The following is a 13,628-nucleotide window of genomic DNA, read 5'->3' on the forward strand; positions in this document are numbered from 1 at the left end:
GATAAATAATTGATGGAGGTGAAAGAATGCGTAAACTATTTCTGGTCTCAGTGCTCTTACTCCCGCTCCTAATGACGGGATCAGTGGCGGCTGCAGACAACACAACCTGTGAGGTTGGTGTACTTGTCAGTTATCAGTACAGCGATGACACAAACAGAATAAACCCAACATTTGAGATCACAGACTCGGGGGTTGGTCTGAATTACACGAGAACCTACGACCCATCAAGCGGCTACACAAAGCTGGTATTCCAGCGCACAAATATAAGCTCAGCAAATCTTACACTCACGGTGAGGGCCCCCGGCTACATAACCGCAGAGAGAAGACTAAACCTCACATTAAACCCCAATGACCCCAGAGACACAAGGTACTACGCCAGCCTGAACCTTGTGCTCAATGCAACAGAAGCATACCGTCTGGGTAGAGATGTGACCGAGAGGGCCGACAGAATCCTGAACTTCACAGGAGGAGGCGAAGTTCTGGTTATAACAACCGCTGGCCTTGTTAAATACAGGAACATGACAACCGAAGACGTGATAGAGGGTATACTCAACAGGGCCGGGGGTGTTATCAGTTATGGAAAGGCAAACATACTCACCCTCCGCAGAACAGCAGTGGACCCGCTCTGCACAGCATTCATAATAAAAAAAGGCAACGACCTTCTTATGGCCTTTTACAGAAACAACACCCTTGTGTACCTTGGAACCATCTCCCAGAACATGACCATCGCCCAGTGGAACAACCTGACCTCAAGGCTGGGGGAAGATGCATTTCCATTCGCAAGCCTTGCCAATGCATGGGCTGTTGGAGCCCCCGCTGACCTTCTCAAGCAGGCAGCTTTCCACGGTCACATGTGTCTTGGAACAATCAGCGGCTATGCCATGAGCAAAACACTCTACATGTACTACCCGCCACTTCAGGACTGGTCAACAGGTTCCCCAATAGAAATCACCAACTATGTAACAATAGGTGTCCCTGGTGGATCAGATGACGACGCCCTTATACTTGCACTCGACAACACACCTGGAAAGAGGTCATACCTTGGCTTTGATACATCAGGTACCGGTGCAGATGCGAGCATGGTTGGTTTCATAAGGTGGAACTCAAGGACAAATACAGGGACACTTGTGGTCATGAAGTTTGACCAGCAGGCACTCATCGACCTCTACAAAAGGGAAACAGGTGCAGCAGCAGTATCTGAACTCAAATTCAACGCCTGGCTTGTTAAAAAGGTTACACAGAACCCCGCATCCCTTGTAACAATAGTCAAAGAGCTCGATAATCTCACAGCCGACCAGTACTACTATCTCGCAGGAAGGGAGGTCAACTATAACCAGGTGAACGAAACCCACGGCCTTGACATGGAATACATAAACAGACTCAATCTTCCAAATGCAACAAGGGAAACACCAGCCGCATCAGATGGTGGTTTGAGTTACTCGGAGCTCAGGGAAATCGGGAAAAGGGCTGCAGAGATGGCAAAGAACATATTCATGGCTGATAGGGGTGTGAACCTTGAAAGGGACAGTCTCAACATTGCCGTCCTCACATCGGCAGGTTACGTCTACCTCAACGGCACACCAACAGATGCATGTTATGAGGGAATCTTTGAGGTCCTTGGCTCAAGACTCAGCAGAAAAAACCTGCTACCGGTGCACAGCCCATTCTACAAGCCCCTGTGGTTTACATTCGTCCTTAAGGGAGCCGATGGAAAAACACTTGACTCAGTATACATAACCTACAATCCCACGACAGGTGCCCTCACTGCAGGGGCCACTCCTGATGGTATACGGGTCAACGACATAGGCCCGGCAGCCCTTAACGACGCCGCAAGAGACACCGCAAATGCAGGTATATTTGGAAGTTCATACTTCAGCATAGAGAGCATAGCAAACGCATGGAAGTACAACATCCCCTACGACCAGCTCGTGACGTTCCTCTTCCACAACCATGTCTGCCCCGGTGTTCAGCCAGGTTTCTTCATAACAGAGTACGCCTTTGAGAACTATCCACTGGAAGCTGGCCAGCAGTACCAGTGGTTCGGGACGAGCATATACTGCAAGGACGACGCTCTCCTCTACCTCATGGGTGTGAGCCCCGGTACAGGCACGTACTTTGCGAAGAGGGTCCTCCAGGATGAACTTGAATCACCCATGATCCCCGGTGGAAGTGAAGAGGGAATACTCATACTATGGGATCCTGTGAAGAAGGTTGGTAAGGCCATAATGATAAGCTTCAGATGGCCACAGTTTGACCTCAGTGACTGCACCACAAGGAATGCTATGTTCGAGAAATGGGCCGCCGCCTTCATAATGCTCTACAGCGGCCAGACCCCAGATTACATGACATCCCCCATGGTGCTCACAAAGGAGGTTGAGAAGTGGATAACAGAGGATGAACTGAGGGTGATACAGGGCGGTGCAGATGGTAACCCGCTCGCCTACCTGCGTTCAATACCTGCAAGAAGTCTGGATGACCTCATACCTGTGAACAATGGGGGATCACAGAGCGGGACCCAGGGCGGTGTTCCTGGTGGCTCCACAGACGCCTCAACTGGTGGCGTGTCCTCAGGTTCTCATGGTGTTACAAATGGCCATGCCGGTTACTCACCGGGTGTTGACCGCAGCGCTTCACCTGCCGCTGTGAGTGCTGCATCTGAGGTCTCAGAGGAGTCCCCCGTTGAGGGTAAGAGGGCATATGAGGTTAAGAATGCGACGTCATCTTCCAGTGGCGGAGACTCATCATGGTATGTTTATGGTATCGTGGGCGTCCTTGTTGCTGCTGGTCTAGTGGCCTTCGGGTTCCTCAGGGGTGGAGCAGGAAAATAAAAAACTTTTTTTCTTTTTATATAATCACTCATTGACTATGGCCTCCTTGAAGAACTCAGGGAGGAGCGACCTGTAGAGGGGGCTTCTGAATAGCATCTCTATATTACCATCCAGTATGTAGGTGTAGCATGAGTCGTCATGTGCCCTCACCCCACGTCCATATGCCTGCATCAGTGTCATTATTGTCTTGTAGGCGTACCACCTCTGGTCCATCCTCTGCCTCCTGTTCACCTGCTTATCCCCAAGGTAGGGGAAGGGTATCTTGTAGATCACCTGGAACCGGCACTTATCATAGGGTAAATCAACGCCCTCGCTCATTGATGGGCTCACAAGGACAAGGGGGTCCCTGGAGTCCTCAAAATATCTTAGAACTGCCTCCCTGTTGGATGCCCTGTGGTCTATGAGCCTCCTGTTTGGTATGTTCTCCATTATGAACCTCTGACAGCGGTAGTTGTGTGTATGTATGAGTCCCTTATCGTTTCTGTGCCTCTCAAGGATCCTGTTGAGTATTGGGATGGTCTCAGGGGCCGTTTGCTTTATCCTGTTCCTTGACATTTTCCCTGCGATCTTCAGTTCTATGGGTCTTCTTGATGCCGGGAATGGACTGTCGACCCTTACGATGTAGGCCTCCTCAGGTTTTATGCCCAGCCACTGGCAGAAGAGCCTCTCATTCAGTATTGTGGCGCTCATGAAGAGGCATGATTCAGAGTAGGAGAATAGACGGTCATATGCATAGTGGTGTACCCGGAGGGGTTTGAATGAAACTGATTCGCCGTCGGAATCAATAACCCAGTTTTTTGGTTCATCCTCAAGGCTCATTTTAAGTTCAGAGAGCCTCTTAATGGTCCTCTTTATCCTGTCCCTCCTCTTCCTGGGCAGTGATTCCAGTTCAAGGTCACCGTAGTGGTCTGCTATGGCCTCAACCTGGAGTATCCATTCAGCCGGGTCATCCTCCTGCATCATACTGGGGGGTATTGTCCTCTTAATGTCCTTCCTTAGGCGCCTGTTGGATATGGTGACCTCAAGCCGCTTCATGAGCTTATCCTCGATGTTGTGGGCTTCGTCAAGTATCATGAGGTTCCTCCTGTCAAAGTGGCCCACGTAGTTGAGTTCAAGGAATGCGTAGTCATAGTTCATGAGGGTTATGGGGCTGTTTATGGCCTCTGCCTTCTGTTCCCAGTAGTGGCAGTGCTCATCTGTCCTGAAGAATACCCTGTTGCCATATGAGTCCTGGAATGCCTCCTCACCGAGGAGTGTTTCACCCCTCACAACACCGTAGGGGCAGTGGAAGTTCTCTGAGGATGGTGTTGTCTGGCAGGTGCCCATGTCACAGGTTGACTCCAGGTCGTCGTTGCGGCAGAGAAAGTTGCCCCTACCCTTCACAACCGGAACCCCGAATTCAGCGGCATACTGGTCCTGGAGCTGTTTTGTCATTGTGAGAATGTATGCCGGCTGGTATATGCCTGCGAAGGTGCATGCTATTGCCGACTTTCCAGTGCCTGTACCCGCTTCAAGTATAACGTAGCGGTAGCCATCCTCAAGTGCCTGGTATATGTCGTTTATGATATCAAGCTGCCCTGGTCTTGGCTGTGGAAAGGGAAAGTTCTCTATGATCTCGCCGGGTATGTGGGGATACCTCTTCTGGAGGTCCTCGTTGATGGAATCTGATTTCTCATCGGATTTTATGAGGTTCTTAAAGAATGAAAGACGCCCCTTCCCCCTGCATGTGCAGTTATCCCTCATCATTCCACAGTCGGGACAGAAAAGTGGGTTTTCCATGGAGTCTATTTAAGGGTGAGGAACTATATAAGTTTAGAGAGTGCCGCTGAAAACAAATTCATTGTCCACAGAAGATTATCAGGTGTTTCTAATGAATGGAAAACTCATAGGTGTGGGTGTTGGGCCAGGTGACAGTGAACTTTTAACCATAAAGGCCCTGAAGATTTTAAAATCAGTTCCAGTTATATGCGCTCCCCGTTCGTCATCTGAAAGGGACAGCATAGCTCTTTCAATCGTGAAGGATATTTTAAATGAACGTGGTGATGATTACCAGATAATTGATCCTGTATTTCCAATGACAGATGATAGGGATGAACTTGAAAGGCACTGGGATGAGGCTGCCCGCCTGGTTTCAGGGGAACTTGCCTCGGGAAGGGATGTTGCATTTATAACCCTGGGTGACCCGTCCATCTACAGCACCTTCAGTTACCTTCAGAGGCGGATTCAGGATATGGGCTTTGAGACAGAGATGGTTCCAGGTGTGACATCATTCACAGCATGTGCAGCAAGTGCAGGTAAGGCTATCGTGGAGGGTGATGAGATCCTTGTTGTGGTGCCAAGGGTTGATGAACGCTTCAGTAACATGATTGAAAACGTTGATGCCTGCGTTATAATGAAGACCTCCCGTCATGGGAGACGCGCCAGGGAGGTTGTGGAGTCTGACCCCCGGGAGAGGGATGTTGTATCTGTGGAGAACTGCAGCATGGATGATGAGGTGGTTGAGAGGGGCTTCCCGTCACGGGGCAGGTACCTTGCAACCACCATAGTGAGGTTCAGGAACAGCCACTAACCATTCAGTCGGACCTTTGCCGTGTGATAATGAATGAGCACCTCTCATCCCCCCTTGCATAGCATTCTGTTTCCTGGATTTCAACATCAGAATTGAAATATCTGCCAAATACGGCCTCAAGTATCCCTGAGTCCAGTGCACAGGCGGATTCACCGATTTCAGGAAGCAGCCCGCATTCAAAGCAGTCATAGGCCCTTATTATAAGCGGATCCATGCTTTCCACCTTCAGGGTCCCCAGCCGGTTTATACTCCAGAATCTTCTGAGGTTTTCAAGGAGATCCTCAAGGTTCCCTGCCCTTAAAGTGGGGTATATAACCTCCCCTATCTTCAATCCGACCTCATGGAGGATGGGGTCGATGTTTATGCCCTCCTTTATCAGTTCAACCCGGAGCACATGGAACATCAGCCTGAAGAACTCAAAGGGATCTCCCGCTGAGGTCAGGTGCTCTGCAAGAAACTCTGTTTTTTCCTCATCCAGTTCTCCACATTTTTTTCTTCTTAGTTTACCCAGGTACCTCGAGTTTATTGAGAAGACCTTTATTCTTCTATCTGCCGGGTCCTGCCTTTCGACTATGAGGCCGGCCATTCTGAGATCAGAGAGGTGCTTTGATACCGTGGACTTGGATTTTCCTGTTATTCTGACTATATCCTGAAATCTGAGTTGGCTCTTCATGAGTTCTGATAGTATAAGTGATTTGATGGGACTCTCTATTACCTCTATTCCCTCATCCGTTGCGAATATTGTAAATTGCTTTCTTTCACTCATTGAGCAGAGTTATGTTTCACCCGCCATAAAATTGTTTCACTGCCATAGAACAGAAAAAATTATATATTAGTTCGTATGTTATAGTACATTCGATGATGTACGAACTTAATATCCGGTGATAACATGAAGGCCGCAGCAAAAAGAATATCCGATGGAGTATACTGGACGGGAGTCCTGGACTGGGATCTTAGAAACTACCATGGATACACCCTCCAGGGCACCACATACAACGCCTACCTTGTCTGTGGAGATGATGGGGTTGCACTGATAGACAACTCCTACCCCGGCACCTTTGATGAGCTCATGGCAAGGGTTGAGGACGCCCTGCAACAGGAGGGAATAGAAACCGGGATTGACCACATAGTCCAGAACCACGTTGAAAAGGACCACAGCGGTGTCCTGGTGGAACTCCACAGGAGATTCCCGGAAGCCCCCATCTATTGCACAGAGGTGGCTGTTAAGGGACTCCTTAAACACTACCCCTCCCTAAATGGAGCAGATTTCAGGACCGTCAAAACAGGGGATGTGCTTGAGCTTGGCGGGAAGACACTGACATTCCTGGAGGCCCCACTCCTCCACTGGCCAGACAGCATGTTCACCCTCCTTGTTGAGGAGGGTGTACTCTTCTCAAACGACGCCTTCGGACAGCACCTCTGCTACCCCCAGCGCCTTGACAGGGAGATACCAGAATACGTCCTCATGGATGCCGCCAGGAAGTTCTATGCAAACCTAATAACGCCCCTCTCAAAGCTGGTCCTCAGAAAGTTCGATGAAGTTAGGGACCTCGGGCTTCTCGAAAGGATCCAGATGATCGCCCCATCCCATGGACAGATCTGGACAGACCCCATGAAGATCATAGAGGCCTACACAGGCTGGGCCACCGGTATGGTGGATGAGAGGGTCACGGTGATCTACGACACGATGCACGGGTCAACCAGGAAAATGGCACATGCCATAGCAGAGGGAGTTATGAGTGAGGGGGCCGATGTGAGGGTCCACTGCCTCCACGATGATGAACGGAGCGAGATCGTTAAGGACATACTTGAAAGTGGTGCCATAGCAATTGGAGCCCCCACCATATACGACGAGCCCTACCCAAGCGTTGGAGACCTCCTCATGTACCTCAGGGGCCTCAAATTCAACAGAACCCGCACCAGAAAGGCCCTCGTATTCGGGTCAATGGGTGGAAATGGTGGGGCCACAGAAACCCTGAAGGGGCTTCTTGAAGAGGCAGGATTCGATGTTACTGACGAGGAGGAAGTTTACTACGTGCCCACAGCTGATGAACTCGACGCCTGCTTTGAGGCCGGAAGAAAACTTGCAGCTGAAATCAGGAGGTGAGTGATATGAACCAGAACAGAACAGGCATATGCAGGGATACAGAAATCGAGAAGGTGGTTGATGCGAACTTCAGGGGTGAATGCGCCGAGACTGGCATGTACCTTGCAATGGCAAGGCAGGCACAGAGGGAGGGCCTCCCTGAGGTTGCAGAGGTCCTCAGAACAGTAGCCCTTGAGGAGGCTGAGCATGCAGCCAGGTTTGCAGAGCTCAGTGGTGTGATCAGAGACAATCTTAAGGAGAACATTGAGATGATGCTTGAGGGTGAAGAGGCTGCCAGCAGGGAAAAGGGTGAGGCTGCCCTCAGGGCCGCGGAGTGTGGTGTTGATGAGGCCCGTGACTTTTTCAATGAGAGCTCAAGGGATGAGGGAAGGCACGCCCGTATGCTCAGGGGTATACTTGAGAGGTACTTCAAGGGATAGAGATGTACGTCTGCAGGATATGCCAGTACCAGGTCCCTGACAGGGAGTTCGGCGAACTTGAGGATGGCTGGGTCTGCCCCCGGTGTGGTGTGGGCAGAGACGAGTTTGAGCACTCCAGCGATTCATCATCCCCTGAGCAGCCATTCACCCTCATGTTCAGGGCCATCACAGAGAGCCTCTGGAAGGTCCTCGGCAATGGTTCACAGGGAGTCACAAGGGAGATGGGCTTCGTACTGGCAGAGGTCATTGACCCTGAGGATCCTTTAAAGTCAACAGCAGAATACTTCCTCAAACATGGATTCGCAGCATCCATCAACTGCACTGAAGGAGAGAAGCACATGATGGATGTGAAAAACTGCAGGTTCTATGGTTTCTGCCGCTCCCTTGAGGATGATGGAGTTACGGTATCCACCTGCCCCTATGCAAACACCGCTGCAGCGGCCCTTGAGATCTCCACAGGGTACCGTTACAGGATAAGTAGGCTGCCAGGAGAATACGGCCACGTCATCCAACTTTCAGGGGTATCAAAAAAATAGAGGCCGCCATAGATTCAAAAACCCTCATCCTCTAATTTTTTTATCCCGGCTGCCAAGGTTAAAGCAGTTTATATCTTATAAATCAGGACCCACTGCTATTTTATCATTATCATAAAGGTCTGCGTAGGGTGGTTCAGGCGCAATTTCCCCCACTATCCTCTCTGCAAGTTCAAGTGATCCTTCATTACCCTCAACCCTATGTAAAATGCTCCCTCGGCACCGCAGACTCCTCCCGCTGCAACCGGCTCTGCAGATGCGCCTGTGAGAAGTTCAAGCGCATCAACCTCCGTGAAGACCCTGCGGGTGGTGGGAGCATCCCGTGACCCCCGGCAGCTGCTGAGTTGAGTTTGAGTGAAATAGCATCAAGGTCCCCGGGTATTATCTTCTCAAGGCCCACTGGTATTATAAGGCCTGTTTTTCTTCCGGGAGCGGCTGCGGTGCATCAAGTACCGTGCCGCCCCTGGGGTGGCCTATGTAGACAGCGGCCCTTCCCGATTGATAGTCTAGGGCTTTGGCACCCTTGAGTATCACATCCCGACTTCCAGGTTCATCTGCAACATCAAAGACTGTGAGTCCCCTCTCCCATCTGCCGTCTCTGATTACCACATCCCCTGGAAAGTCAATATCCATGCGCCCCCTGCTGTCCTTCCTGAAATTCGCCGGCACAGTTATCCCCCTGTGAAAGCCCCCTTCACTCGAATCCCTCCTCACCGATTCCTGCCAGGATCTCCTCTGCTATGTAGCCATTGGTTGTCCCTGCGATTATAACAAGGGTTCCATCCTCAAGAACCCTCTCCAAATCAGGGTGCTGAAGCATTCCCATTCCAATCAGACGTTTGCCGGCCGCAGGGGTTATGAGAACTGCTTCATTTCAATCATCATGCTTGCTGTTCACCCTTTTGAGTTTTTCGCATGCATCCTCCGCTGCAAGGATTATGGGGTCGATGACCATTGAAACAGGGGGTGCATATGAAAACTCTGTCCAGGTAAGATCTGAACATGTCAGTCCCTGTGATATGGCAAGTGACATTGTGTCAACCCTTTCAGCCACCCTCTCCTTTGCAACCATCTGGCACCCGATTATCCTTCCCTTAAGGTCACATATCATCTTCACATCAATCCTCTCGGCGCCGGGATAGTATCTGGCCTTTGTAAGGGCTCTCTTCTTTCCTGAAACCACCTTTATTCCATTCTGAAGCGCCATGACCTCTGTAAGTCCAACAGCACCGAACTCGAGTTCGCCTATCTTTGATACCATTGCGTTAAGGACCGGCCTGAAGGTCGCATCAAGACCCGCAATGTTCCTTGCAGCCACCCTGGCCTGTCTAACGGCGGTTGAACCAAGGGGTGACTGGGTCCTGAAACCTGTCACGGCATCGTAGACCTCAACACAGTCCCCTACGGCGTAAATGTCAGGTACGCTTGTCTGCATCCTCTCATTGACCCTGACCGCCCACTGTCCCAGTTCGCATCCCGCCATCCTGGCAAGCTTTGTCTCCGGCCTAACACCTGTTGCAAGGACCACCAGATCTGCATCGAGGCATTCATCTCCAACCACAACACCCGCAACCCTCCCATCACCAATTATCCTCTCAAGGGCCTTTCCAAGAATAACCCTGATACCCTTCTCCTCCAGGTAATCCTGTACTATGGCTGCCATGTCAGGATCAAGGGAACGTGGGACAATCTGTGGCAGCATCTCTGTCACGGTGACTTCAAGTCCCATTTTCAGGAGCCCATATGCTATCTCAAGACCTATGAGTCCTGCGCCCACCACCACAGCTTTTTTACTCTCGGAGGCCCATTCGCTTATTCTCTCACCATCTGTGAGTGTCCTTATGGTGAACACTCCCTCAAGATCAACCCCCTCCACAGGAGGTATGAATGGAGAGCCCCCTGTTGCAAGGACAAGGACGTCATAGGTTATCTCATGGCGTTTACCATCCCTCACGTAGGTCACGGTTTTTTTATGGGAGTCAACTTCTTCGACCTCGGTTTCTGTGAGGATATTTATGTTGCGTTCCCTGTAGTCCTCTGGCTGGTGCATCACTATATCATCAAAGCACTCAACCTCCCCGCACATAACGTAGGGTATGGCGCAGGGTGAATATGCCACGTGCTTATCCCGGGTTATAACAGTTATCTCTGCATCCTTATCATATTTTCTTATGTTTGAGGCCGTTGAAAGCCCTCCGGCCCCGCCACCAACTATAACAACTCTCATTTATCCCTTTCTCCTAGGATTTATCGGTTATAGATTTCTTCCTCATTTTATAAATAATTCAGATATATTTATAAATTCGAATATATCAATAGCACCATGTGTACTGGAAAGGAGCATCAGCATGAAAAGAAAGGTTCTCTTCATATGCAGGAACAACTCAGGAAGGTCCCAGATGGCTGAGGGTATACTCAGGACCATGTACGGTGACCATTATGAGGTCAGGAGCGCCGGTAGTGATCCCAAGGAAATCAGCCCGCTTACCATAGAGGTGATGGAGGAGATAGGCGTTGATATGAGTGGCCACAGGTCAAAGAGTCTCAGGGAATTTGAGGGTGAAAAATTTGACATCGTTGCAAGCCTCTGCGATGAGGCATGTCCTGTATTCCTGGGTGGTGAGAGGTACCTTCATGTGGAATTCCCTGACCCCCGCGGTGGGGACATCGATACCTTCAGAAGGATCCGTGATGAAATATCTGAGTGGATAAGGAATGAATTTGATCCTGAAAAACTGTGATTTACCATGGTGATTTCATGCTTAAGGTTGCAATTGTGACAGACGGACCCTATGGTGAAAGGGCCTACGAGAACATAGCCCGTGAATTCGAAACCCTTTTCATTGAAGTTGAGGCCCCCTCCGGCATATTTGCAGATGATGTTGAGATTCCAGCCGGTAAACTCAAAGACATAAGGTCCGCGGATATAGTGATAACCTACATACTCCACCCGGACCTCACACTGGAACTCATCCATCAGATTCACAGGGACGTTGACTGGATCATCGTCGGGGCATGGAGGGGTGAGGGATTCAGGAATCAGTTGCTGAGTTACGGGAACGTAACAGCACCGGAGAATATGTGTGACCTGGAGGAGAACGGTAACCCCTCCTTTGACGAATTCGTATCAAGATTTGGAAGGCCTGTTGTGGAGGTGGACCTTGAGGGTGACAGGGTAAAGGAGATAAGGGTCCTGAGATCTTCACCGTGCGGAGCAACACTGTTCGTGGCAGAGGAACTTGCTGGGGAAGATGTGGATGATCTGCCAGTTAAGGCAGGGCTTAAGATACAGCATTACCCCTGCCGTGCCCCCAAGATGAGGCTCTTCTCAGATGATGAGTGCAAGAAGGAGATGGCTGCCAGGATGCACAGTGAGGCCTTTGAGAGGGCACTTGAAAATCAGTGAAAAAACTATCATTATTATTCATAATAAATTATTTATTTTAGGGACGTCAAGATAGAACCATGGCAAAAAAGATCCTCACAATAGTCGTCACAGAGGGGCCCTACCGTTACCAGTACGCGGATATAGCATTTGAAATGGCTGAAAGCGCAATTAAAAATGGTTATGATGTCAGGATGTTCCTCTACATGGATGGAACACATATGCCCAAGAGGAATCAGGCCCCCCAGTCATTCCCCAACACCGCAGAGAGATTGAGGTCACTTGTAAAGGCCGGGGTTAAGATAATATCCTGCATAAGGTGCTCCACTGCAAGGGGTTACACCTGTTCAGAAAGGCCCTATATAAACGGCGTTGAAATAAAGAGTGTTTATAAACTCGGAGAATGGATAAAGGATAGCCATAGAGTGATAACACTGGGATGTTAATATGAAATCAGCTCTCATAATAATCGACAGGGCTCCCTATGGCTGTGAAGATGCATTCAGCGGCCTCTACGTCGTCATAGCCTGTCTGAACAGTTCACTGGATGCTGATGTCCTCCTCATTGAGGATGGTGTCTATGCTGCGGTGGCTGATCAGGCCCCAGATGCCATTGAATACCCCAATGTGGAGGAACTCACCTACCTCATATTCCCAGAGGGCAGTGTCTTTGTGCATGAAAGATCCCTGAAGGAGAGGGGACTTGAAGAGGAGGATCTGGTGGAGGCCGCGGAAGTCATAGATGATCATGAGCTGTATGAAATATTCCGGGTGAAGCCGGATACCGCCATAGTGAAGATATGAGGTGTCACGATGGAAATGGATGAAGTCAAAAGGGAAATTCGAGCCGATGGATCCCTTGTAAAGGAGGCAACCCTCAAGCAGGTGAAACCCTGCCTTGCAGCTGAGGGAAAGATAAGGGTTCTCATGGAGCTTGACTCTGAACTAGGTGACATTATACCAGTGATGGTAAAGATGTACCCTCCAGGTGTTGTGAACTATGTGAAGAAAAAGAACATACTCACCCTCACCATCCATGACCGCATAATAAGTCTTTATCCTTCGGGCAAAATCAGCATGAACAAGACCCATGATGTTGAGGAGGCCTTTGAGATTGTGGGAGAGCTCATTGACCAGATTAACAGAGCCCATGACTCAGGGGCGGATGGTAAGGATTCAGTGGATCTGAGCCGTATAGGTCCCATGGATATACACAGCTGCCTGCCTGGTAGCAACTGCGGTGACTGTGGTGAAGCCACATGCATGGCCTTTGCCATGAAGCTGCTTAATGGTGAACAGAAGCTTGACAGCTGCCTTCCCCTGAAGGAGCCATGGATGCAGGAAAAGGTACGTTGCCTTGAGGATCTTCTCGGTGAGCATCTGATGGAAACCCTCGGCTGGAGCGGTTACTGATGGGTTCTGTGGGGTTCCTTGTAACTAAAAGTCCATCTGAACTGGGTTTCAGGACATTTCTTGACCTTGTGGGGATATGGAGGGATGATGAACTCAGCGTATACCTCATATCAAGTGGAGTTTATGCTGCAATGAAAAAAAACAGGTATTCCCACACCATCAGAGAACTGTCAGAGACTGAGACTGTTTTTGCAAGGAAGGAGGATCTAATGGCAAGGGGTATAACCCGTGACATGCTCATCGATGGTGTGGAAATACTTGAGGGTTTTGACAGGATAGTTGTGGATATCATGGAGAAGCACCGGATGGTCTTCACCATTTAATCTTCCGGTTTTACAGGTTTTCTTGCACCCCTTATACCTCCACGGGAGACC

17 protein-coding genes are annotated in these 13,628 nt (G+C 49.9%); 11 read left to right on the forward strand and 6 right to left on the reverse strand.

Going from position 1 to position 13,628, the window contains the following annotated elements:
* Positions 1-26: 26 nt before the first annotated feature.
* On the forward strand, positions 27-2,828 hold the full coding sequence (locus ACPLJI_RS01420; RefSeq protein WP_424731267.1) for an FmdE family protein: 2,802 nt from the start codon (positions 27-29) through the stop codon (positions 2,826-2,828).
* Between the two features lie 24 nt (positions 2,829-2,852).
* On the opposite strand, the gene ACPLJI_RS01425 is transcribed toward ACPLJI_RS01420, so the two are convergent.
* On the reverse strand, positions 2,853-4,607 hold the full coding sequence (locus ACPLJI_RS01425) for a helicase C-terminal domain-containing protein (protein WP_424731268.1): 1,755 nt from the start codon (positions 4,605-4,607) through the stop codon (positions 2,853-2,855).
* 91 nt (positions 4,608-4,698) lie between these two features.
* On the opposite strand from ACPLJI_RS01425, the gene cobI reads away from it, so the two are divergent.
* A complete protein-coding gene (gene cobI / locus ACPLJI_RS01430; protein WP_424731269.1) occupies positions 4,699-5,397 on the forward strand; it encodes a precorrin-2 C(20)-methyltransferase in 699 nt (232 codons plus the stop codon).
* 4 nt (positions 5,398-5,401) lie between these two features.
* Here cobI and ACPLJI_RS01435 read toward each other — a convergent pair whose 3' ends face one another.
* Entirely contained in the window at positions 5,402-6,163 is a 762-nt protein-coding gene (locus tag ACPLJI_RS01435) for a V4R domain-containing protein (RefSeq protein WP_424731270.1), read from the reverse strand.
* 123 nt (positions 6,164-6,286) lie between these two features.
* On the opposite strand from ACPLJI_RS01435, the gene ACPLJI_RS01440 reads away from it, so the two are divergent.
* The 3 genes from ACPLJI_RS01440 to ACPLJI_RS01450 are packed head-to-tail and all read left to right on the forward strand — an operon-like array spanning position 6,287 to position 8,459.
* Positions 6,287-7,504: an FprA family A-type flavoprotein gene (locus tag ACPLJI_RS01440; RefSeq protein ID WP_424731271.1), complete on the forward strand. Its 1,218-nt coding sequence runs from the start codon at positions 6,287-6,289 to the stop codon at positions 7,502-7,504.
* Positions 7,505-7,509: 5 nt separating this feature from the next.
* A complete protein-coding gene (locus ACPLJI_RS01445; RefSeq protein ID WP_424731272.1) occupies positions 7,510-7,923 on the forward strand; it encodes a ferritin-like domain-containing protein in 414 nt (137 codons plus the stop codon).
* 2 nt (positions 7,924-7,925) lie between these two features.
* The gene (locus tag ACPLJI_RS01450) at positions 7,926-8,459 is read left to right on the forward strand and encodes a rubredoxin (protein ID WP_424731273.1); all 534 of its coding nucleotides are present in this window, start codon (positions 7,926-7,928) and stop codon (positions 8,457-8,459) included.
* A gap of 196 nt (positions 8,460-8,655) precedes the next feature.
* On the opposite strand, the gene ACPLJI_RS01455 is transcribed toward ACPLJI_RS01450, so the two are convergent.
* From ACPLJI_RS01455 to ACPLJI_RS01470, 4 genes are read right to left on the reverse strand one after another with little or no spacing between them, the layout of a single operon-like run.
* Positions 8,656-8,856, reverse strand: coding sequence for a hypothetical protein (locus ACPLJI_RS01455; protein ID WP_424731274.1), 201 nt, complete (start codon positions 8,854-8,856; stop codon positions 8,656-8,658).
* A 5-nt stretch (positions 8,857-8,861) separates the two neighbouring features.
* On the reverse strand, positions 8,862-9,170 hold the full coding sequence (locus ACPLJI_RS01460) for a hypothetical protein (RefSeq protein WP_424731275.1): 309 nt from the start codon (positions 9,168-9,170) through the stop codon (positions 8,862-8,864).
* Positions 9,151-9,282 (reverse strand): hypothetical protein, encoded by a 132-nt coding sequence (locus ACPLJI_RS01465; protein ID WP_424731276.1) that lies wholly within the window; start codon positions 9,280-9,282, stop codon positions 9,151-9,153. The genes ACPLJI_RS01460 and ACPLJI_RS01465 overlap by 20 nt, the downstream gene beginning before the upstream one ends.
* 48 nt (positions 9,283-9,330) lie before the next feature.
* Complete coding sequence (locus ACPLJI_RS01470; protein WP_424731277.1) at positions 9,331-10,683, reverse strand: FAD-dependent oxidoreductase; 1,353 nt, start codon at positions 10,681-10,683, stop codon at positions 9,331-9,333.
* Between the two features lie 121 nt (positions 10,684-10,804).
* On the opposite strand from ACPLJI_RS01470, the gene ACPLJI_RS01475 reads away from it, so the two are divergent.
* From ACPLJI_RS01475 to tusB, 6 genes are read left to right on the forward strand one after another with little or no spacing between them, the layout of a single operon-like run.
* Entirely contained in the window at positions 10,805-11,197 is a 393-nt protein-coding gene (locus tag ACPLJI_RS01475; RefSeq protein WP_424731278.1) for an arsenate reductase ArsC, read from the forward strand.
* Between the two features lie 17 nt (positions 11,198-11,214).
* Positions 11,215-11,862: a DUF166 domain-containing protein gene (locus tag ACPLJI_RS01480; protein ID WP_424731279.1), complete on the forward strand. Its 648-nt coding sequence runs from the start codon at positions 11,215-11,217 to the stop codon at positions 11,860-11,862.
* A gap of 59 nt (positions 11,863-11,921) precedes the next feature.
* Entirely contained in the window at positions 11,922-12,287 is a 366-nt protein-coding gene (locus ACPLJI_RS01485; RefSeq protein WP_424731280.1) for a DsrE/DsrF/TusD sulfur relay family protein, read from the forward strand.
* 1 nt (position 12,288) lies between these two features.
* Entirely contained in the window at positions 12,289-12,645 is a 357-nt protein-coding gene (locus tag ACPLJI_RS01490; protein ID WP_424731281.1) for a DsrE family protein, read from the forward strand.
* A gap of 9 nt (positions 12,646-12,654) precedes the next feature.
* Complete coding sequence (locus tag ACPLJI_RS01495) at positions 12,655-13,254, forward strand: (Fe-S)-binding protein (protein ID WP_424731282.1); 600 nt, start codon at positions 12,655-12,657, stop codon at positions 13,252-13,254.
* Positions 13,254-13,577 carry a sulfurtransferase complex subunit TusB gene (tusB, locus tag ACPLJI_RS01500; protein ID WP_424731283.1) on the forward strand — a complete coding sequence of 108 codons (324 nt, stop codon included), beginning with the start codon at positions 13,254-13,256 and terminating at the stop codon, positions 13,575-13,577. Before ACPLJI_RS01495 ends, tusB begins: the two co-directional genes overlap by 1 nt.
* The last annotated feature ends 51 nt before the right edge of the window (positions 13,578-13,628 follow it).

It is taken from the genome of Methanothermobacter sp., from assembly GCF_049720995.1.
In the GTDB taxonomy this organism is placed as follows: Archaea; Methanobacteriota; Methanobacteria; order Methanobacteriales; family Methanothermobacteraceae; genus Methanothermobacter.